The 20073-nt window shown below is 45.4% G+C and carries 21 protein-coding genes; 11 read left to right on the plus strand and 10 right to left on the minus strand.

Annotated features, from left to right (window positions below; all coding sequences use genetic code 11):
- Window positions 1-8: 8 nt before the first annotated feature.
- Window positions 9-1451 carry a pyruvate kinase gene (gene pyk, locus AC5O63_RS08950; RefSeq protein WP_494504694.1) on the minus strand — a complete coding sequence of 481 codons (1443 nt, stop codon included), beginning with the start codon at window positions 1449-1451 and terminating at the stop codon, window positions 9-11.
- 339 nt (window positions 1452-1790) lie between these two features.
- Here pyk and mlc point away from each other — a divergent pair, with 339 nt between their 5' ends.
- Together mlc and AC5O63_RS08960 are read left to right on the plus strand one after the other, a co-directional pair.
- Window positions 1791-3008, plus strand: coding sequence for a sugar metabolism global transcriptional regulator Mlc (gene mlc, locus AC5O63_RS08955; RefSeq protein WP_004746625.1), 1218 nt, complete (start codon window positions 1791-1793; stop codon window positions 3006-3008).
- Window positions 3009-3139: 131 nt separating this feature from the next.
- Window positions 3140-4084 (plus strand): chemotaxis protein CheV, encoded by a 945-nt coding sequence (locus tag AC5O63_RS08960; RefSeq protein WP_171321121.1) that lies wholly within the window; start codon window positions 3140-3142, stop codon window positions 4082-4084.
- A 284-nt stretch (window positions 4085-4368) separates the two neighbouring features.
- Here AC5O63_RS08960 and AC5O63_RS08965 read toward each other — a convergent pair whose 3' ends face one another.
- Genes AC5O63_RS08965 through imuA form a run of 3 tightly spaced genes read right to left on the minus strand, consistent with a single transcriptional unit; the run spans window position 4369 to window position 9536 of the window.
- Window positions 4369-7440 (minus strand): error-prone DNA polymerase, encoded by a 3072-nt coding sequence (locus AC5O63_RS08965; protein WP_494504695.1) that lies wholly within the window; start codon window positions 7438-7440, stop codon window positions 4369-4371.
- Window positions 7441-7455: 15 nt separating this feature from the next.
- The gene (locus AC5O63_RS08970; RefSeq protein WP_494504696.1) at window positions 7456-8856 is read right to left on the minus strand and encodes a Y-family DNA polymerase; all 1401 of its coding nucleotides are present in this window, start codon (window positions 8854-8856) and stop codon (window positions 7456-7458) included.
- A 2-nt stretch (window positions 8857-8858) separates the two neighbouring features.
- Complete coding sequence (gene imuA / locus AC5O63_RS08975; RefSeq protein ID WP_494504697.1) at window positions 8859-9536, minus strand: translesion DNA synthesis-associated protein ImuA; 678 nt, start codon at window positions 9534-9536, stop codon at window positions 8859-8861.
- 210 nt (window positions 9537-9746) lie between these two features.
- On the opposite strand from imuA, the gene vapB reads away from it, so the two are divergent.
- A complete protein-coding gene (gene vapB / locus AC5O63_RS08980) occupies window positions 9747-9980 on the plus strand; it encodes a type II toxin-antitoxin system VapB family antitoxin (protein ID WP_272785358.1) in 234 nt (77 codons plus the stop codon).
- The gene (locus tag AC5O63_RS08985; RefSeq protein ID WP_494504698.1) at window positions 9973-10395 is read left to right on the plus strand and encodes a type II toxin-antitoxin system VapC family toxin; all 423 of its coding nucleotides are present in this window, start codon (window positions 9973-9975) and stop codon (window positions 10393-10395) included. The genes vapB and AC5O63_RS08985 overlap by 8 nt, the downstream gene beginning before the upstream one ends.
- Window positions 10396-10505: 110 nt before the next feature.
- Here AC5O63_RS08985 and AC5O63_RS08990 read toward each other — a convergent pair whose 3' ends face one another.
- Window positions 10506-11249: a YciK family oxidoreductase gene (locus tag AC5O63_RS08990; RefSeq protein ID WP_004746632.1), complete on the minus strand. Its 744-nt coding sequence runs from the start codon at window positions 11247-11249 to the stop codon at window positions 10506-10508.
- Between the two features lie 89 nt (window positions 11250-11338).
- On the opposite strand from AC5O63_RS08990, the gene sohB reads away from it, so the two are divergent.
- A complete protein-coding gene (gene sohB, locus AC5O63_RS08995; RefSeq protein ID WP_004746633.1) occupies window positions 11339-12400 on the plus strand; it encodes a protease SohB in 1062 nt (353 codons plus the stop codon).
- A 71-nt stretch (window positions 12401-12471) separates the two neighbouring features.
- Here the strand turns inward: sohB and rcnR are convergent, their stop codons facing one another.
- Window positions 12472-12744, minus strand: a complete 273-nt coding sequence (gene rcnR, locus AC5O63_RS09000; RefSeq protein ID WP_069666778.1) for a Ni(II)/Co(II)-binding transcriptional repressor RcnR — start codon at window positions 12742-12744, stop codon at window positions 12472-12474.
- 134 nt (window positions 12745-12878) lie between these two features.
- On the opposite strand from rcnR, the gene AC5O63_RS09005 reads away from it, so the two are divergent.
- The 5 genes from AC5O63_RS09005 (at window position 12879) to AC5O63_RS09025 (ending at window position 16254) form a co-directional block, all read left to right on the plus strand.
- Window positions 12879-13955, plus strand: coding sequence for a nickel/cobalt efflux protein RcnA (locus AC5O63_RS09005; protein WP_494504699.1), 1077 nt, complete (start codon window positions 12879-12881; stop codon window positions 13953-13955).
- Between the two features lie 52 nt (window positions 13956-14007).
- Window positions 14008-14358, plus strand: a complete 351-nt coding sequence (locus tag AC5O63_RS09010) for a DUF3147 family protein (protein WP_494504700.1) — start codon at window positions 14008-14010, stop codon at window positions 14356-14358.
- A gap of 86 nt (window positions 14359-14444) precedes the next feature.
- Entirely contained in the window at window positions 14445-14801 is a 357-nt protein-coding gene (locus tag AC5O63_RS09015; protein WP_494504701.1) for a hypothetical protein, read from the plus strand.
- Window positions 14802-14853: 52 nt separating this feature from the next.
- A complete protein-coding gene (locus AC5O63_RS09020) occupies window positions 14854-15597 on the plus strand; it encodes a HupE/UreJ family protein (protein ID WP_367938661.1) in 744 nt (247 codons plus the stop codon).
- Between the two features lie 15 nt (window positions 15598-15612).
- Window positions 15613-16254: a transmembrane anchor protein gene (locus tag AC5O63_RS09025; protein WP_494504702.1), complete on the plus strand. Its 642-nt coding sequence runs from the start codon at window positions 15613-15615 to the stop codon at window positions 16252-16254.
- A gap of 74 nt (window positions 16255-16328) precedes the next feature.
- On the opposite strand, the gene AC5O63_RS09030 is transcribed toward AC5O63_RS09025, so the two are convergent.
- The 4 genes from AC5O63_RS09030 to rrtA all read right to left on the minus strand — a co-directional run bounded on the left by AC5O63_RS09030 (window position 16329) and on the right by rrtA (window position 19436).
- The gene (locus AC5O63_RS09030) at window positions 16329-16718 is read right to left on the minus strand and encodes a VOC family protein (protein ID WP_494504703.1); all 390 of its coding nucleotides are present in this window, start codon (window positions 16716-16718) and stop codon (window positions 16329-16331) included.
- A gap of 60 nt (window positions 16719-16778) precedes the next feature.
- Window positions 16779-17183 carry a helix-turn-helix transcriptional regulator gene (locus AC5O63_RS09035; RefSeq protein ID WP_494504704.1) on the minus strand — a complete coding sequence of 135 codons (405 nt, stop codon included), beginning with the start codon at window positions 17181-17183 and terminating at the stop codon, window positions 16779-16781.
- 139 nt (window positions 17184-17322) lie between these two features.
- Entirely contained in the window at window positions 17323-18762 is a 1440-nt protein-coding gene (locus AC5O63_RS09040; protein ID WP_494504705.1) for a DEAD/DEAH box helicase, read from the minus strand.
- A 107-nt stretch (window positions 18763-18869) separates the two neighbouring features.
- Window positions 18870-19436, minus strand: coding sequence for a rhombosortase (rrtA, locus tag AC5O63_RS09045; RefSeq protein WP_494504706.1), 567 nt, complete (start codon window positions 19434-19436; stop codon window positions 18870-18872).
- Between the two features lie 3 nt (window positions 19437-19439).
- Here rrtA and AC5O63_RS09050 point away from each other — a divergent pair, with 3 nt between their 5' ends.
- Complete coding sequence (locus tag AC5O63_RS09050; protein ID WP_494504707.1) at window positions 19440-20051, plus strand: tRNA-uridine aminocarboxypropyltransferase; 612 nt, start codon at window positions 19440-19442, stop codon at window positions 20049-20051.
- Window positions 20052-20073: the final 22 nt, after the last annotated feature.

The following is a 20073-nucleotide window of genomic DNA, read 5'->3' on the forward strand; positions in this document are numbered from 1 at the left end:
CAATTAATTTACGCCGCAAGAATACGCATACAGTTAGTCGAGCCAACGACGTCCATTACGTCCCCTTGGGTGATGATCACCAGATCGCCGTCATCAAGTAGACCACGCTGTTTGAGTGTGGCAACCGCAGCTTCAGCCGTTTCTAGCCCAATATCAGATTTATCATCAAAGAACACAGGGAAAACACCTCTATAAAGCGCTGAGAGGTTCAGTGTGCTCTCATTGCGAGATAAGGCAAAGATAGGTAGTCCTGAACTCAAACGCGACATCATTAGCGCTGTACGGCCTGATTCAGTGAGAGTGACGATCCCTTTAACTCCACGCATGTGGTTAGCGGCAAACATGGTCGACATGGCTATGGTTTCTTCGCCAGTTTCAAACACGGAGTCCATTCGATAACCAGAGCGGTTAACAGACGACATCTTCTCAGCGCCCAAGCAGACTTCAGCCATAGAACGCACGGTTTCCAATGGGTATTTGCCTGCGGCGGTTTCGCCAGAAAGCATCACCGCATCGGTGCCGTCCAATACCGCGTTGGCCACATCCATAACCTCTGCACGGGTCGGCATTGGGTTTTCCATCATCGATTCCATCATCTGTGTTGCGGTAATGACAGTTCGATTGAGAGCGCGAGCGCGGCGAATCAGCTGTTTTTGCACCCCGATAAGTTCAGGGTCACCAATTTCTACCCCCAAGTCGCCACGCGCAACCATCACAGAGTCTGAGGCAAGAATGATGTCGTCAATGTTCTCTTGGCTTTCTACGGTCTCTGCGCGTTCTACTTTTGCAACCAAGCGCGTTTGTAGTCCGGCATCTGTAGCCAGTCTGCGCGCGTATTTCATGTCTTCGCCATTGCGTGGGAAAGAGACGGCCAGATAGTCGACTTTGATTTCAGCAGCGAGCTTAATATCATTCTTATCTTTTTCGGTCAGGGCTTCCGCAGATAGGCCACCGCCTTTTTTATTGATACCTTTGTTGTTCGACAACGGCCCACCAATAATCACCTTAGTCCTTACTTGCGACTCATTAACGCCCATGACCTGAAGCTGAACACGGCCATCATCGAGTAATAAAATATCGCCCGCAGAGACATCGTTAGGTAGCTCTTTATAGTCGAGCCCGACGGCATCTTTATCGCCTTGACCGGCTTCGAGTTTATTATCTAGGGTGAAAATATCGCCAATGCTGAGCTGAACCTTACCCTCTTTAAACGTAGAGACGCGGATTTTCGGGCCTTGAAGGTCGCCGAGAATGGCGACATGAGTGCCTAATTTGGCGGCGATGTTGCGAACTCTCGTAGCTCGTTCTCTATGATCATCAGCGGTTCCGTGAGAGAAGTTCATTCTTACCACGTTGACGCCAGCTTCGAGAATTGCTTCAAGTACACCAGGTTTATCGGTAGAAGGTCCAAGAGTAGAGACAATTTTTGTTCTTCTTTGGATTGAGGTCATTCGGATCTCCTTGATTGATGTTGTCGCTAGATAAATTGGGAGCGACAGCTATGATTCGGTTTCCATTCCTAAATGCATTAGCATTAAGTATATACAGGCGTAGCATCTGTGCTGACAATTCAGATGACATTCTTGTATGCGCCTCTGAAAAGGTGATGGAAGACATATTTATTTATGCAAAAAAATAGGAATGGATTTGTGATAAATCCTTCGCTATTTGATTAGGTACACAAACAAACATGTTTATACGTGACACTTGTCACGGCAATCTATCAAAGCTCTTCACAATTACTTCGCAAAGTAAAAAAATTACCAGGTTGTTGATATTCGGAGCACTCCATGTACATGGCTCAACCTGGCCATATTGATCATATCAAGCAGGTCAATGCTGGCCGTGTATATAAACTCATTGATCAAAAAGGCCCAATTTCTCGTATCGATCTCTCGAAACAGAGTGAGCTTGCGCCTGCAAGTATCACCAAAATTACCCGAGAGCTGATTGAGGCACACCTTATTCATGAAACGACGGTTCAGGAAGCGACTAGCCGTGGCCGTCCTGCTGTCGGTCTGCAAGTGAATAACGAAGGTTGGCAGTTTTTGTCGATGCGTCTGGGGCGCGGATATCTGACGATTGCATTGCACGAACTTGGTGGTGATGTACTGATTGATACCAAGATTGATATTCATGAAGTCGACCAAGATGATGTATTAGCCCGCCTACTGCATGAAATCGATGAGTTTTTCCAAACCTACTCAGAGCAACTTGATCGCGTGACCAGTATTGCGATTACGCTGCCTGGCTTGGTTAACTCAGAAAGTGGGGTTGTATTGCAAATGCCTCACTACAATGTCGAGAATCTACCCCTTGGCCCTGAGATCTATAAAGCGACGGGGCTTCCGGTCTTTATTGCTAACGATACGCGCGCTTGGGCATTAGCAGAGCGCCTATTTGGGCATTCACAAGAAAACGAAAACTCGGTACTGATTTCCATCCACCACGGTTTAGGTGCAGGTATTATTCTTGATGGCCGCGTTTTGCAAGGTCGCCACGGCAATATTGGTGAACTCGGGCATATCCAAATCGATCCGAATGGTAAGCAGTGCCACTGTGGTAACCGGGGTTGTTTGGAAACCGTCGCCAGTTCGCAAGCGATTCGAAACGAGGTCGCTGAAAGAATTGCTCAGGGAGAGGCGTCATCACTGGCAGAAATTGAAGAAATTTCGGTAGAAGATATCTGTGAAGCGGCGGCGAATGGCGATCCTTTAGCAGTCAATGTGATTGAAAAGCTCGGCGGTTACCTTGGCTCGGCCATTGCGATTGTGATTAACCTGTTTAACCCTGAGAAGGTGTTGATCGGTGGTGCGATTAATCAGGCCAAAGAGGTGCTCTATCCAGCTATTCAGACTTGTATCGAAGAGCAGTGCTTACCCGTTTACCATCAAGACTTAGAGCTGGTGGAGTCACGTTTCTACAAACAAGCCACTATGCCTGGTGCTGCTTTGATTAAGCAAGCCTTATATGACGGCCTGCTATTGATGAAAGTAATTGAAGGATAGTGTTTTCTGAGCTGTCGCTCTCCTTTATCTTTCTAGTAAACCCATATAATCTTGAATGATATATGGGTTTATTTTTATCTTAGTCTTGCTATAGACTACTTTTGTTATATACACATTTGTTGGGAAGCAGTATGTCTGGAGTATTAAATACCGTCGATCAGCGAACTAACCTTGTCGGTGAAAACCGTTTAGAGTTGTTGCTGTTTAGTTTGAATAGCCGACAGGTCTTCGCCATCAACGTATTTAAAGTGCGTGAGGTCATTAAAGTTCCTCCATTGACAAAAATGCCAGGCTCTCACCACCATATCACTGGTGTTGCCTCTTTGCGTGGCGTTTCTGTTCCTGTGATTGATTTACGTGCTGCAATCGGTTTTCCGCCATCTCGCCTAGATAACCAAGAAGAGAACCTAATCATCACTGAGTACAATCGTACTGTTCAGGGTTTTCTTGTGGGTCAGGTTCGAAACATCATCAATACTGCGTGGACAGAAATTCAGCCGCCGCCGAAAACGGCAGGAAGAGCGAACTATCTCACCGCAATTACGCAAATCAAAGACAGCAAAGGCTCTGAAATTGTCGAAATTATTGATGTGGAGAAAGTACTCGCACAGATTATCGATTACGATATTTCAATTTCTGAAGGCGTTTTAGACAACAACTTAGTCAATGAGATGGTAGGACGTAATGTCCTTATTGTTGATGATTCTTCAACAGCCCGCTCTCAGGTTAAGGGTACGCTTTCTCAGTTGGGGCTTAACATCATTGAGTGTCGAGATGGGCTTGAAGCTTTGAATTTGCTTAAGTCTTGGAGTGATGAAGGGAAGAATGTGGTCGAAGAGTTGCTACTTATGATCACCGATGCTGAAATGCCAGAAATGGATGGTTATAAGTTGACTCATGAAGTGCGCTCAGACCCTAGAATGAAAGACCTCTATATCACTCTTAATACGTCACTGAGTGGCAGCTTTAATGAGGCTATGGTGGAGAAGGTAGGCTGTGATCGCTTTATCTCGAAATTCCAGCCAGACTTGCTTGTAGAGGTCGCTCAGGATCGATTAAGAGATATATTATCCTGATAATACTTGTTAACACTTATTGCTGATGATTATTTATTGCATTGCTGCTATAGTAACCAAGTTATTTTGCAGTGCGAAATGACGAGAACGATTAAATACAACTGTTCATCAGAATCTTAAGGTTGTTTCTATTCATGATATGGTTTACGTCTAAGGTTGTTATGACCTTATGCATGTTACTGTACAGGGAATACAAGAAAAGAAGTATGGAAGCTGAAGACGAGTTGTAACTTGTCAGCGTTAATTCAAAAGGGAGCCTGTGCTCCCTTTTTTGCTTTATCGCTCTAGTGAAAGTCGCGTGACTTACTTCTGAGCCCTTGCAGTTTATCTGTCATATCAATCAGCCTTCCTGCAATCACATGATGAACTTCGCCTTCTTTTTCCAAAGTCCCTTTTACTTGTAAGATCTTCGCAGTTAGATAGGCTTCCTTTTGCGCCCGAGCCGTTGCTTTCCACACCACGACGTTGATGTTGCCAGTATCATCTTCAAGCGTGAAAAATGTCACGCCAGCAGCCGTACCCGGCGCTTGTTTTCCAGTCACAACGCCAGTCACAGTGACTAAAGATTGGTGATCTTTTTGCACCAAATCTTTCATTCGCGTAAATCGCCCCAACTCACCAGCGTCATCGAGCAAAGTGACAGGGTGTTTAGCGAGTGACAATCCAGTGGCAGCATAATCTTCAAGTAATGTTTGGCTCTCTGAGGGGGTGGTAATCACTTGGCTTTCAGGCTCTTCGGTGTCTTGAAAAAGAGGTAAGTCCGAAAGCGAATCCATCATTGCCCAGCGAGTCTGATAACGGTTGTGGCTAAGTGAATGCATGGCATTGGCTGAGGCGAGCAATTCGACATCTCGCTTGGATAAACCGATGTGTTTGATTTGCCCTGCATGGGTAAATTGGCCTTTGTCTCTGGCGTGCAATAGTTGTTGTGCGCTCTGCTGACTGAGTCCTTTCACTTGTCTTAAACCCAGTCGGATCGCCAATTTACCTTGCTGATGGACAACTTGGTGGTCGTACATGGAAGCATTAACGCAAACAGGTAACACGATGACCTTATGTCGCCGCGCATCCTGTACAAGCTGTGAGGCGCTATAAAAACCCATCGGTAGGCTATTGAGCAGTGAAGTATAAAAGGCTTCAGGATAATAGTGTTTGAGCCAGGCAGAGCAATACGCGAGCACGGCAAAGGAAGCGGAATGGCTTTCTGGAAAGCCATACTCACCAAAACCTAAGATCTGGTCAAAGATGCGTTCGGCAAATTCCAATTGATAGCCACGGCTGAGCATACCTTCTACCAACTTGGTTTTGAATTTGACTAGGTCGCCACTCTTTTTCCAAGCCGCCATCGCTCGGCGCAGTTGATCCGCTTCACCGCCACTAAAACCTGCCGCAACCATGGCAATCTTGATCACTTGTTCTTGGAAAATCGGCACGCCAAGGGTGCGCTCTAGTACGGCACGAACCTCTTCGGAAGGGTAGTCGACCGCTTCTTCTCCATTTCTTCGTTTCAGAAATGGGTGCACCATATCCCCCTGAATCGGGCCAGGGCGGACAATGGCGATTTGAATCACTAAGTCATAGTAAGTGGCGGGTTTTAAGCGTGGCAGCATGCTCATCTGCGCCCGCGATTCTATTTGAAATACGCCTACTGTGTCTGCTCGTTGGATCATTTTATACACCTGCTCATCATCTTGGCGGCGGGTAATCTCAGCAATCGTCAGTGTCTGGTTATGCAGACGCTGCACTAAATCAAAGCACTTACGAATAGCTGTGAGCATACCTAAGGCCAGTACATCGACTTTAAGCAGCTTGAGAGATTCGAGATCGTCCTTATCCCATTGAATAACGGTGCGATCGGGCATTGACGCGTTCTCTATCGGAACCAGTTCATACAAAGGCCCTGCAGCAATGATAAAACCACCGACATGCTGTGAAAGGTGACGCGGAAAGCCAAGAATCTCGTTAACTAGATTGATGAACTGTTCGCCTTTGAGAGAGTCAGGCTGCAGCCCTAACTCGACGATTTGAGCTTGCCAACCAAGAGCTCGGTCACGGCGATTAACATTTTTAATAAAGTAATCGAGCTGACTCTCTTCAATGCCTAGCGCTTTGCCCACATCACGCACCGCGCTTTTGAAGCGATAAGAGATCACGGTTGCCGCTAGAGCCGCACGCTCTCGACCATACTTTTGGTAAATGTACTGGATGACTTCTTCACGGCGTTCATGCTCGAAATCGACATCAATATCGGGCGGCTCATCGCGTTCGGCACTGATAAATCGCTCGAATAGCACCGAAATTTGTCTAGGGTCTACAGAGGTGATTTCAAGGCAATAACACACCACGGAGTTGGCCGCAGAACCGCGCCCTTGGTAGAGGATTCGGCGACGTTTAGCGAACATCACAATGTCGTGGATGGTAAGAAAATAAAACGGATAGTTAAGCTCATCAATCAGTGTAAGTTCTTTGTCTATTGTTGCCTGAATATCGCTTGGAACGCCTTCAGGAAAGCGCAACTTCTTGCCATATTCGACCAAGGCTGTGAGGTAGCTCATGGGAGTATAGCCATCGGGAACTAGCTCGCTAGGGTATTCGTATTGCAGATGACCTAAGCTAAATTCGCAGCGCTCGGCGATGTTGACGCTCTCTTGCAGCCATTCAGGTTTAAATAGCTTGGCGAGTTTTTCCTGACTACGCAGGCTTCTTTCTGTGTTGGTTAGTCGCTGATCGCCTAATTCATTGACGCTACACCCAGACTGAATCGCGGTCAGCGTATGCTGTAGAGGCAAACGGGTTGCAGTATGCATGAGCACGCCACCGCAGGCGCTAATCGGTAGCTGTAACTCTTGTGCCAATTGCTCACAGTGCTCAAGGTATTGCTTATCGTCAGATTTGAGGTGGCGCTGAATACCTAGCCACAGTCGGTGTTTATGATGCTGAGCAAGCCAGTTTCCCCATTTATGGTCACTGGATGTGTGGCTGGGTAACCAAAGAATGAGGCAGTGCTTGGCGGACATTAAGTCCCACTCAGAAAGTTGGTAGTTGCCTTTTTCGGAGCGCCTTCTCGCATTGGCAATAATACGGCAGAGCTCAGCGTAAGCTTCTCGGTTTGGGCACAACAATACGACTTGGCACTCTTGGCTGAGCCAGAACATACTGCCGACAATCAGCTCAATATTCAGCTCATGCTTCTTACTTGCCGTGTAAGCACGTACCACACCTGCAACCGAGCATTCATCTGTGATGGCTAGGGAGTGATAACGCAGGAAATCTGCTTGCAAGATCAGCTCTTCAGCGTGTGAGGCGCCAGTGAGAAAAGAGAAGTTACTTTGACAGAAAAGCTCAGCGTAAGACATCACATGTGCTCCGGACTAACAAAACAATCCATGGACGAACCAGTGCTTGTCTTGATTACGAAATATCCATAACCAGCGCCCTTGGTCACTACGAGCGACAAAGTAATCGCGAGTCATATCATCACCGTCCCACCAGCCTGTCACGAAGCGCTCTGGGCCTTGCATGATGGAGACTTTCTCTTGTAAAGGTTCTGGTGCAGGCAAAACGATATTTGGTCGTAATCTTTGGCTTGCTGCCTTGGTCGGAATAGGCAAGGTAGGGTCACAGAGAAAGGTGGCTTTTTCTGGACGAGGGTCGTGACTATGCGCGACTTTACGCACCTTATCTTTACCCAACTTTGCCTGTAGTAAGCCAATCAGCTCTAACTCAGTTTGTGCGCCTTGAAAGCCTTTAAATAGATCTGCGCTGGTGGATTCAAGCTCTCCACTGCGAATTAAACGCAGCGTCAGCCCCTGAACGGGAGCATCGAGCTTTAATGATTCCATTGTGAGCTGGCAGAGCGTCATCCAACGTGTGGCAAGGTAATCGCCACTGGCAGAGTAAAATGTCACCGAAGCATCGTCTTTGTCTCTTTGATGTAAGATCAGCTCTAACTCATAGCCAACTTGGTTACGTAGCGTAAGAAACCACTCCAGCTTGTTGAGCAGTTTAGCGAGCGGTTTTTCTAGCCACTGAATGTTTTCAATATCAAAGAGCAACTCTTGATAGTTTTCGAAGTGCTCTGGTGGGTGGTAGAAATCAATAGGGTGCTTAAACTGTCCCATCAATTTGCCAACATAGTTGACCAAATCAATATCAAAGCGGCGAGCGAGATCTTTGATTGGGATATCGAGCAAGTCGCTGAGTGTTGTGATGCCAACCCGTTGGAGCTTTTCCACCGTCTTGTTATCAAGCTCGGTTGCCGTAAGAGGAAAAGGCTTGATGATCTTGATAAGTTGCTCTTTCTCTAGAGTCAGTAGGGCTGCATTGGCTTTTCCTAAGGCGATAGCCGAGAAAGGAGAGAAGCCGCTCGAATAAGCGTAGTTAAGCTGAAGTTGCGTTAAATGCTGTGAAACGCGCTGCCAATAGGGTTCTAGCCCACCGTAGAGTGACAACATATTAGTGGCTTTGAGTAACACGCCTTGCGGTGGCAACAGACAAATATCTGAGGTGACCATATATAGCCACTGGGCAATATCAAGCAGAGTTTGCTGCTCAACCTTTTCATTATAAGGGTGAACTTGAAGCTGGTGACACATCGCACTAGCACTGCCTAAACCCATGCCCGTTTGTACCCCTTGCTGATGTGCGATTTCATTACATTGGACGATCTTAAAGCGCTTAGATTCAACAATCGCCAGTGGCAAAGATGCCTGCTCTGAGAAAAGTGCATCAAGTTGTAAAGTTGGAAAGTGTAGATAGATCCAGCTTTGCATAACTACCCTTGCTGACGAATTGGGAAAGGGATAATTACAGGCGGTTTAGGTTGCAACGTCAGGCTAGGCCAAGCTGCACTCATATCAATCACAAAGCTACCTTGCGGCCAACCCCCTTTACGCTTGGTGATGGTGATTTCGACTCCCAACGCGTGTGGAAGGAGTGTCATACTTAAACTGACAGGCAGTGAAAACAGACTTTTTTTGGCCGTTCTAAAGATAAAGTGCAGGCAGTTTCCATGTTCACTAGCAACCTGTAGGCGTCTTGCTTGATGAACTTCTAATTCGGGATGCCAAAGCAATACATTGCTGCATGCACCACTGCGTAAACATTGTTCGGCAGCCCAAAGTGCCTCTTTATCATTTTGTGGGTAGATGAGCAGGACTTTATTGTTATCTAAACCTTCATTATTAAGCTGCTCAGCACACAGGTAACCAGGAGGTTGAATGAAAACAGATAACCTCTCTTGGCTGGTGTTTTTTAGGTGCGGTAAAAGTAGGCGTAATTCACCAATACTGGAGGCACCTTGCAGCTCGACAACCCCATGCTTAGGAAAGCCGCCTTCAAGCTTTTGATCCAAAAGATCATGCCCAGTTGAGTAATAGTCTCCGCTGTCAGGTGTTTGAGAACCCGACCAAAGCCATTGTTTTTGCTTAAGATGTTCGATTAATTCATACATAACAAGATACCTGTATATATGTACAGTATAAATTATTATTAATTATCGGCAAGGGAAAACAGAGTCGTTTGTTATTTTGCTTGCTTATAGCGCCTTCTTAATAGGAAATTGCGCTGCAAGGTTTATGCATATGCTTGACATATGTAGCATGCGTCTTATATTGAATATATATTAAGCATATGTTGACCATATGCCTAAAGAGAGGATGTTATGAGAACAGTATCAATTTTTAAAAATGGCAAGAATCAAGCGGTGCGCTTGCCAAAGGATTTTGAGTTTGATGGAGTGAATGAGCTCGAAATTCACAAAGAGGGGGACGTCATCACTTTACGTCCTGCTCGCCCGGATTGGCTTTCTTTTGGTGAGCAAGAAAAGGCTGATGATGATTTCATGGTTAACCGTGAAGATGTAATGACAGATGAAGGGCGATTCGATTTTGAGTAAGAAAATCAACTACATGCTCGATACGTGTATTTGTTCGTTCATTATGAGAGAGCAACCAATTACAGTGCTTAAAAAACTTCAAGCCGTGGTCGGTAAGCAACATCGAATCGTTATTTCAGCAATTACCTATCAAGAAATGCAGTATGGACTACTGGGGAAAAAAGCCTCACAGAAACATAAAGTGCTTGTTGAAGCCTTTCTCAAGCGAGTTGATGAGATTTTACCATGGGACAAAGCGGCTGTTGATGCAACGACGGAAGTTAAGCGCGACTTAATGGTTAAGGGGACACCGATTGGTAGCAATGATACCGCTATTGCAGGTCATGCCATTGCAGCAGGTTGTGTGCTTGTCACGAACAACACTAGAGAGTTTCAGCGTGTAGAAGGTTTAAAGCTTGAAGATTGGGTTCACTAGAGAGAGGCCATATATGGCATTAGCGCTATTGGACAAAAAACGCCTTGTGTTTATACATAAAAACACAAAGCGTTGAATTTAATTGGAGTTTGTCACCTAGACATTAGGATCTATTTTTTTGGCTGAGCATCAATACATTCGCCATTGACTGCTTTACCTTCTGGTGCCATCAGGTAAAGGTAGAGAGGCATAATATCCTGCGGTGTTTTGAGCAAGTCTGCATCTTCAGCAGGGTAAGCTTTAGCACGCATGCCTGTACGAGTTGCGCCAGGGTTAATCGCATTGACGCGGATTGTGGTATCGCTAAGCTCATCAGCAAGGATCTGCATCATGCCTTCAGTGGCAAATTTCGACATAGCATAAGTGCCCCAGAAGGCACGACCACTGTGACCAACGGTTGATGAAGTAAAGACAATACGCGCGTCTTCTGATTTATGCAGTAGAGGCAGCAATGCTTGAGTCATCAGAAACTGAGCTTTGACGTTGACCTGCATAATATCGTCATAAGTGTCTTCACCGATTTGGTCGAATGGGCTAATCACACCAAGTAAGCTTGCGTTGTGTAAAACGCCATCTAAGCGACCACATTGACCTTCAATAGTATCAACCATATCAAGGTAGTTTTGCTTAGTCGCGCCTTTCATATCGAGTGGGATAATTGCTGGCTGAGGGTATCCCGCCGCTTCAATTTCGTCGTAAGTCTGTTCCAGTTTTTTCACTGTACGACCAAGTAAAATCACTGTTGCACCGTGCTCAGCATAAGAGAGAGCAGCTTGCTTACCAATGCCAGCACCTGCGCCAGTCACCAGTATGACTTTACCTTTCAAGGCATCTGAAGAAACAGCATATTCCACGATGTGTATCCTTATTGTAATGATTTACTTTATGATTCCGTAAGATGGTGGTTACAATACACTAATTCGCACAATAGAGGATGCTCACATTGGAATTTTTGTTGGACTATGGGCTGTTTTTAGCCAAGATTGTGACTGTTGTGGTCGCGATTGTAGCGATTTTAGTGGTTGCTAAAGCCGTTGGTGGTAAAAGCGGTGGCGCGAAAGGTGAGTTGGAAATTACTAACTTAACGGATCAACACAAGCAGACCGTTGAGCAGTTAGAGCACCATCTGCATGATGAAGCGTTTATTAAAGCGCGTGACAAGGCAGAAAAGAAACAAGAGAAAGAGAAAAACAAATCTCGCGAGAAAGAGATCAAGAAAGCCTCAAAAGAGGGCGATCTTGATAGTAAACGTGAACCTCACCTGTTTGTTCTCGACTTTAAAGGCAGTATTGATGCTAAAGAGGTCGCTTCATTACGTGAAGAGGTGACCGCAATCTTAGCTGTGGCACGTGAAGGTGATGAAGTGCTACTGCGTTTAGAGTCTGGTGGTGGCATGGTGCATGGTTATGGTCTTGCTTCATCACAGCTAGATCGTATTAAAGCTGCCAATCTGCCCCTGACCATTGCAGTCGATAAAGTCGCGGCAAGTGGTGGTTATATGATGGCATGTATTGCAGACAAGATTGTGTCAGCACCCTTTGCCATTGTTGGCTCCATCGGTGTGATTGCCCAGCTACCAAACTTCAATAAAGTGCTGAAAAAGTATGATATTGAGTATGAGCAGCTAACAGCGGGTGAATACAAGCGTACTTTAACCATGTTTGGTGAGAACACAGACAAAGCGCGTGACAAGTTCAAACAAGAGCTAGAAGAAACACATGGCCTGTTTAAAGACTTTATCCGTGAGCGTCGCCCTGACCTTGAGTTGGATAAAGTGGCAACAGGTGAGCACTGGTTTGGTACCCAAGCTCATGGTCTAGGCTTGGTTGATGAGATCAAAACTTCAGACGATCTTGTGGTTGAAGCGTGTAAAGACAAAACCGTACTTGCGATTCACTACGTAGAGAAAAAGAAACTGACCTCAAAGCTTGCTGGATTAGCAGGTGAAGCGGCAGACAACGTATTAATGAAGCTGATTGATCGCGGCCAACGTCCGATTGTCTAATTCTCTGCATACTGAATACTAGAGCGCCCACCTATTTTGGTGGGCGCTTTTGTATCTGCTTAAGCTCAACCTTATTTGATATAGGAGTCGAGAACCTTGAGTACGATTTCCATATCTGTTTCGCGTTGATCTTTATCTTCTTCGAGCACGACGTGTTCAATTAAATGCCCTTTAATCACTTCCCGCATTAAACCATTTACGGCACCACGAATAGCCGCGATCTGCTGCAAAACATCCTGACATTCATGCTCTTCATCTAGCATCTTTTTTAGACCATTGACCTGACCTTGGATCTTACTTACTCGGGCCTTAAGTTTTTTCTGATCTTTTACTGTGTGTGACATGGCATATCTTCTTTACGTGTTAGGCGGAAAGATTCTAACCGATAATGTAGCACCTAAATTATACTGGGGGGTAGTATTTTGTACTAGGGGGGAGTATGATTTCGACCAGATTGAAACAACAATAGAGAACAGCAATGGATTTTGTAGCACTTTTACAACAAGGTAACGGCTGGTTTTTTATCCCAAGTGCGATCTTACTTGGTGCTTTACATGGCTTAGAGCCCGGCCATTCGAAAACCATGATGGCAGCGTTTATCGTGGCGGTGAAAGGTACTGTTAAACAGGCAGTGATGCTTGGGCTAGCTGCAACACTTTCTCATACCGCTGTCGTGTGGCTAATCGCTGTTGGTGGTATGTACATCAGCCAGAAGTTTACTGCTGAAGCTGCCGAGCCTTGGATGCAGCTCATCTCAGGTGTCATCATTGTTGCAACCGGGCTATGGATGTTCTGGAGAACATGGAGTGAAGAGCGCGCATGGCATAGTGCTCACCATCACTCAAAGGATTGGAAAACTCAGGTGGTTGATACCGGACATGGTCATGTGGCGCTATCGCTTGTGGGAGAGGGGGGTGACCAGAGATTCCAGTTGAAAACGCTAAACAGTAAGCAGTTAAAGGCTGAAAGCGTAAAATTGGTGCCATTTGGTGTAGGTCAGCAAGCTATTGATGTCTATGAATTTATTGAGCGTGATGGTTACCTAGAATCGACTTCATCTCTGATACAGCGGGATGATGTGAAGGTCAAGCTGATGATTGGACATCACGATCATACCCATGACTTCGATGTGCACTTTCACTCTAACTCGGATTTGAACCATGAAGAGAAAGAGTACCAAGATGCCCATGAACGCGCTCATGCAATGGATATTCAAAAACGTTTTGCAGACAGAGAGGTGACTAACGGACAAATACTTCTGTTTGGTCTAACGGGGGGATTAATTCCATGCCCAGCAGCGGTCACCGTTCTCTTGATCTGTTTGCAACTAAAGGCAATGACATTAGGCGCGACCTTAGTGGTGTCATTCAGTATTGGCTTAGCGCTGACTCTAGTTGCAGTCGGAGTCGTTACGGCTATCGGCGTACACAAGGCGACATCGAAATGGAGTGGTTTGAATGATATCGCTCGCCGAGCTCCTTATCTATCAGGCGTTTTAATCAGTGCGGTGGGTTTGTATATGGGAATGCATGGCTACACTTCACTCATGAACTAAGCTCACAGGTAGCGACGAGTTTGTCTTAAGGCTAATTGTAGGTTGCAACTTTATGATGTGGATTATTACCAAATACGCGCTCACTGCTGGCGTTGTCGTGCTTATTTCCGAGGTCGCAAAAAGAAGTGATAAGGCTGGAGCTTTGATCGCAGCGCTTCCAACCGTAACAATATTGGCTCTGATTTGGATGTATGTAGAAGGGCAAGGTCAACAAAAGCTTGCTAATCACGCGTTCTACACCTTCTGGTATGTGCTGCCTACATTACCAATGTTTCTGGTTTTTCCTTGGCTTCTGACGCGCTATCCATTTTGGATTTCTTTGTCTATTTGTGCCGTTATCTCAATAGTTTGCTTTGCATTGGTCGCTATTTTGGTCAGACAGTTTGGAATAGACCTTACATGATGACGAGCACTGCCTGTTGAAATGTTCCTATTGTTATAATATAACAATGTTGGTTTTTTATCTGTCCTCCAATTGATTGTGTGGTTATGGTCTCTAAAGTAACAATAAAATCGGTTAGCTTGCTGATGCTGTTTATCGTTGCAGTATGTATGACCTCGTCTGCAATTGGAGAGTTTCGATCTCACGGCTTACTAGCGGTAGAGTCACTGCAAATCGCTCACTCTCACGAACATGGTCACTACCATGAAGTCGATAGCGAGCACTTGTTCCAGCATGATAAAAGTAACCACCATCACAGCTATGATAGTGCTTCTATCAAGGGCAGTAGTGTTATATCTCTGTCTGATTTAATGGATTCCTCTTACACCCTGCAAGTGGACGGAACCCCTAGTTATCAACCCTTCAAAATAGAGCGCCCCCCAAGAGTCTTGTTAGTTGCTTAAAAAAACACCGCGATAAGCGGTAACTCAACAATTAACAAACAATGGTTTATCTATGAATTTATTCGTTTTAGACGAAGTGATTGCTATGCCTGTAAATTGGGTAGCGTCACTGCGTAAAGGGGCGCTTTATCTCGTTTTAGCCTCGCTGACTATTTTGAGCTCAGATGCCTTGGCTCATGCTGTAGCACAAGGTGACAAAGGCTACATACAAGAAATAACAGGCACTAATATTATTGCTTTCATGTACTTGGGAGCAAAACACATGGTGACGGGGTATGACCATATCCTGTTTCTATTAGGTGTTATTTTCTTTCTTTATAAAATGAAACACATCGCGCTGTACGTCAGTCTTTTCGCTATTGGTCACTCGACAACGATGCTGATTGGCGTGTACTTCAATATTGGTATTAACAGCTACATCATTGATGCCATTATCGGGCTATCGGTAGTCTATAAGGCCTTAGACAATTTAGGCGCGTATCAGCGCTGGTTCGGCGTTCAGCCCAATACTAAGCTTGCTACCTTAATATTTGGCTTCTGCCACGGGTTCGGGCTCTCTTCGAAGATCATTGAATATGATATTTCGCCTGATGGATTAGTTCCTAATCTATTGGCGTTCAACATAGGTGTAGAAATAGGGCAGTTGATTGCGCTTGGCACCATATTGATTGTGATGGGCTTTTGGCGCAGGCATACAAGCTTTGTCCGTCAAGCTTACTCAGTCAATGTCGTTATGATGAGCTTAGGTTTCATGCTCATTGGATATCAATTAACGGGCTATGTTGTCGCTCAGTAATATAAGGAACTCATTATGTATAACTCAGATATGCCAAATCGAGCAGAACTGCCAACAACCAAGCAATTAATTCGTTCAACGCTTCTTGCTTTGGTTGGTGCCTTTTTACTTCTTATTACTGTCGTTCTTCCTGCAGAATATGCAATTGACCCGACAGGAGTGGGCCGAGTGATAGGTTTGACCGACATGGGGGAGATAAAGACTCAATTAGCTCAAGAGGCGGCTGAAGATCAAGCGAGATCTGAAGCCATGAAGACAGTGGAGAAAGTTGAACAGCAACCTTCTACAGATACCGTTGACTCAACGACGCTAAGTAATGCCAGCAACGATGCTGTTGAAGTGGCATGGAAGGACAAGATCCTGCTGTCGCTAAAACCAGGACAAGGCGCAGAGGTCAAACTGGTTATGGACAAGGGTCAAATAGCTCAATTTACTTGGTCAGCTAAAGGTGGCGCTGTTAATTTTGATACACATGGTGACGGAAATGGTCAGTCAATAAGTTACGAGAAAGGTCGTGGAGTTCCAAACGACCAAGGTGAGTTAACCGCTGCTTTTACCGGTAATCATGGTTGGTTCTTTAGAAATCGTACCGACAACACAGTGATGGTCATTTTAAGGACCAAAGGAGATTATTCTCAAATGAAGAGAGTGCTTTAACTTAATGTAAGCTAGCCCGAGAAAACTTGGGCTAGCTTTTGTATTTCAATCACGTTGTTGCTTAAAGGCGATCTCTAAATCTCTTGCATCAACTGAATGAAGTTACCACAGGTGTCATCCAATACAGCGATCATGACTGGCCCTGCTTCCCTAGGTGGGATAGAAAATTCAACGCCTAGGCTCAATAGTCTTTCATATTCACTATTAATGTCGCCCACAGTAAAAGATGTCCACGGAATTCCCGCCTCTTTTAAAGCTTGTTGATAAACTTTTGCTGGCTCAAAAGCCATTGGTTCAAGCAGTAGTTCAACTCCTGACTGTTCTTGTGGAGAGACAAGGGTCAACCATTTGTGCTCTCCTAAAGGAACGTCGGTTTTTTTGATGAACCCAAGAATATTTGTATAGAAATTTAATGCTTTATCCTGATCATCAACAGGAACGTTTGTTAGACTAATTTTGATCATACCTAAGTACCTCTTCGGTTTCGGAGTGAATACAAAGTAACGGATTCATCGAGTCAAAACTTATTCCCGATTGCTTTTATGCAAATTCTGGAATTCTCTTGGTGAGTACCCAGTACACTTTTTGAAGACAGAAGAGAAAGTAGTCAGGCTCTCATAACCGACCTCAATACAGGTATAGGTCACCGGATTACCTTCTTTAAGGAGGTGTTTGGCTTTTTTAATCCGCATATCTCTTAGATAATTTCTTGGCGTTCGACCGTAAATCTGCTTGAAAATTCTAATGTAGTGAAAGCGAGACATAAATGCGGCTTTGGCTAAATCATCCAACTCAATTTGCTCCGAATAATAGTTCTCCATAAAAGCCTTGGATTGCCTAAATAGCAGGTATTGCTCGGGGCGTAAGGGTATCTCACTATATAAGCGAGTGATCTCTTGCTCGTAAAATGTCTTCGGAGGAGGCGGCATCTGGTTGCTACATTTAGGCAAATATCTACTTATTCTAACACCGAATTACAGGCGTTGATTTTCGATTAGAAGTGAGAGGATAAAGAAAAAACAAACCCCGCCAAAGTCGGCGGGGTTTGCTGCTTGCTAAAAGTCTTTGTTACTGAGCTTTTGGCTGTGAGGCGTTTGGCTTGCGATTAGCAGGACGGCGAGGTTTGTTACTCGCGTTGCCTGAACGAGGTTTCGCTTTACCTTCTCCGCGTTGGCTGTTGCCATTTTTGTTTTCGCCCTTTGGCTTACTGTGACCAAAATGACGCTTGTTCTTGCTGGCTGGCTTGTTACCGCGAGCGTTATCGCCAGAGCGCTGACCGTCCTGATGTTCGGCTTTAGGTTGCTTAGGCTTTTTCGGCTTCTTAGGTTTCTTTGGCTTAATTGGGCGAGTATCTAGCTTTGACTCAGGAAGCTCGTTGACGGGTTTGAAACCTTCTAATTCAAGGCGAGGAAGCACTTGCTGAATTAAGCGCTCAATACCAAATAGCTCGCTTGCTTCAGCGGCTTCGACTAAAGAGTATGCCTTACCGACTTCACCCGCACGACCAGTGCGACCAATACGGTGAACGTAATCTTCAGAGACGTGCGGCAGTTCGAAGTTGACCACCTGAGGAAGCTGAGGAATATCGATACCACGCGCGGCAATATCAGTAGCAACCAATACGCGAACGTCGCCCGATTTAAAATCTGCTAATGCACGAGTACGTGCGCCTTGGCTTTTGTTTCCATGAATTGGCGCCGCTGTAATGCCTTCTTTATTGAGGAAGAAAGCCAAGCGGTTCGCACCATGCTTAGTGCGACAGAAAACCAGTGTCTGTCGCCAGTTGCCATCCTTGATTAGCTTGACCAACATTGGCGCTTTCTTACGTTTGTCTGCTGGGTAGATGCTTTGCTCGATGGTTACCGCAGTTGAATTCTCTTTGCTCACCGAGACTTCTACTGGGTCGTTGACCAAGCCCTTTGCTAGCTCGCGGATCTCAGGTGAGAAAGTTGCAGAGAACAACAAGTTTTGGCGCTTCGCAGGCAGTAAGTTGAGAATCTTACGGATGTCACGAATAAAGCCCATATCCAACATGCGGTCGGCTTCATCAAGTACCAATACTTCAAGTTGGTCGAACTTGATCGCATTTTGTTGGAAGAGGTCGAGTAGGCGACCTGGAGTGGCCACTAACACGTCACAGCCTTTACGCAGCTTCATCATTTGTGGGTTAACTTTAACCCCACCAAACACAACTTGAGAGGTCAGTTTTTGGTGGCGACTGTATTTAAACACGTTTTCCTGAACCTGTGCGGCAAGCTCGCGTGTTGGGGTCAATACTAAGGCGCGAATATGATTGCCTTTCACGCGTTGACCATTGTCCAAACGTTCAAGGATCGGCAATGTGAAGCCTGCAGTTTTACCTGTACCCGTCTGCGCTGCTGCCATAACATCTTTACCTGCTAGTACGGCAGGAATTGCTTGCTCCTGAATCGGAGACGGCTTGTCATAGCCTTGTTCTTCAATAGCTTTGAGGATTGGGGCAGAAAGGCCTAAAGAGGTAAAACCCATATATTGTTCTCTGTAAGTGGTGTGTGATCGGGCAAGACCTCAACAAAAAGGTATCGCCACGAAAAAGGGCGCCATTCTGAGCCCTTTAGCGGTGAACATCAACCAAATTATGACTTGGTTGAAGAAAGTACGCCTTTTTTTGTTAGCAGAAAAACCGTCATCGCCAAGACAAGACCAGATAGAGCACCAAATAGATGAGACTCCACTGCCACGCGCGCATTGATTATCTCACTCGTCGAAGCTGACGCACCCATTGTCATCTCCCAGCCAACTTTTGCTAGTACGCCAACGACCAACAGCCAACTGCTCTTTTTGCCGTTTAAGGCTTCCTGAAGGGCAAAATAAGCAAACAGTCCATGAAGCACTCCAGAAAGACCAACATACCCATTCATGCTGCTAAGGAAGTTCAGTCCGCCGACGGCAAGACTAACGGTAATCAAGCTAAAAAGGAGGGCTTTGGGTGACGGCTTGAAGATAAAACTGATCACCCAAAGACCAGCTAAATTCATCCCTAGATGGGCAAAGTTGGTATGCGTGAAGTTTCCTGTTAGGATTCGCCACCACTGACCTTCAAGAATAAAATAGCGTTGCCAGTTAACTTGGGAAGCGAAAGGTTCGAATTGAAGGCCTAGGCAAACTAAGCTGATAACAATTAACAGAAGTAATAAGCGCACACTATGTCCCGATACTGTTCTCAATGTGGAAAGTCACTCAAAGCTTGTATCTGTGAGTGGATACAAAGCCTAACATCGAATGTCGAGTTGGTCATCCTACAACACCACAGTGAAACAAACAGACCAATGGGAACGGCGCGAATACTCAAGCTGTCACTCACCAATAGCTATTGCTTTGAAGGGGAAGACTTTTCTGCTCATGATAAGCTCAACCAATTGCTGAACGACGACTCCTATCATCACTTTGTGCTCTATCCGGGAGAAGGCTCTGTGAGCCATACACAAGTCGCCGAAAAGTTATCTGCCGAGCAAAAGGTAAGGGTGATCCTGTTAGATGGCACTTGGAAAAAAGCCTATAAGATGTGGCAGCTATCAACCAATTTACACGCTCTTACGTTAATTCACTTACCTGATGACTTGCAAGGTAATTATCGTATTCGCAAAGCGCCAAGCGATAATAGTCTCTCGACAGTCGAGGCAGGCTACCACATTCTATCTCTACTAGAACCAGAGATAGATTTCCTACCTTTAATCGATGCCTTCAACCAAATGATCGAGTTTCAAATTCAGCAAATGCCACCGGGCGTGTTTGAAAAAAACTATCGCGCAGAGTGAACAGGCGAATTGGGAGTAAGCG

The sequence above is a fragment of the Vibrio sp. SCP2 genome (assembly GCF_059295395.1).

Excerpts from the sequence above, each read along its gene's own strand:
- pyk (WP_494504694.1), bottom strand. The coding sequence starts at position 1,451 with ATGACCTCAATCCAAAGAAGAACAAAAATTGTCTCTACTCTTGGACCT.
- mlc (WP_004746625.1), top strand. The coding sequence starts at position 1,791 with ATGTACATGGCTCAACCTGGCCATATTGATCATATCAAGCAGGTCAAT.
- AC5O63_RS08960 (WP_171321121.1), top strand. The coding sequence starts at position 3,140 with ATGTCTGGAGTATTAAATACCGTCGATCAGCGAACTAACCTTGTCGGT.
- AC5O63_RS08965 (WP_494504695.1), bottom strand. The coding sequence starts at position 7,440 with ATGTCTTACGCTGAGCTTTTCTGTCAAAGTAACTTCTCTTTTCTCACT.
- AC5O63_RS08970 (WP_494504696.1), bottom strand. The coding sequence starts at position 8,856 with ATGCAAAGCTGGATCTATCTACACTTTCCAACTTTACAACTTGATGCA.
- imuA (WP_494504697.1), bottom strand. The coding sequence starts at position 9,536 with ATGTATGAATTAATCGAACATCTTAAGCAAAAACAATGGCTTTGGTCG.
- vapB (WP_272785358.1), top strand. The coding sequence starts at position 9,747 with ATGAGAACAGTATCAATTTTTAAAAATGGCAAGAATCAAGCGGTGCGC.
- rcnR (WP_069666778.1), bottom strand. The coding sequence starts at position 12,744 with ATGTCACACACAGTAAAAGATCAGAAAAAACTTAAGGCCCGAGTAAGT.
- AC5O63_RS09005 (WP_494504699.1), top strand. The coding sequence starts at position 12,879 with ATGGATTTTGTAGCACTTTTACAACAAGGTAACGGCTGGTTTTTTATC.
- AC5O63_RS09010 (WP_494504700.1), top strand. The coding sequence starts at position 14,008 with ATGATGTGGATTATTACCAAATACGCGCTCACTGCTGGCGTTGTCGTG.
- AC5O63_RS09015 (WP_494504701.1), top strand. The coding sequence starts at position 14,445 with ATGGTCTCTAAAGTAACAATAAAATCGGTTAGCTTGCTGATGCTGTTT.
- AC5O63_RS09020 (WP_367938661.1), top strand. The coding sequence starts at position 14,854 with ATGAATTTATTCGTTTTAGACGAAGTGATTGCTATGCCTGTAAATTGG.
- AC5O63_RS09025 (WP_494504702.1), top strand. The coding sequence starts at position 15,613 with ATGTATAACTCAGATATGCCAAATCGAGCAGAACTGCCAACAACCAAG.
- AC5O63_RS09030 (WP_494504703.1), bottom strand. The coding sequence starts at position 16,718 with ATGATCAAAATTAGTCTAACAAACGTTCCTGTTGATGATCAGGATAAA.
- AC5O63_RS09035 (WP_494504704.1), bottom strand. The coding sequence starts at position 17,183 with ATGCCGCCTCCTCCGAAGACATTTTACGAGCAAGAGATCACTCGCTTA.
- AC5O63_RS09040 (WP_494504705.1), bottom strand. The coding sequence starts at position 18,762 with ATGGGTTTTACCTCTTTAGGCCTTTCTGCCCCAATCCTCAAAGCTATT.
- AC5O63_RS09050 (WP_494504707.1), top strand. The coding sequence starts at position 19,440 with ATGTCCCGATACTGTTCTCAATGTGGAAAGTCACTCAAAGCTTGTATC.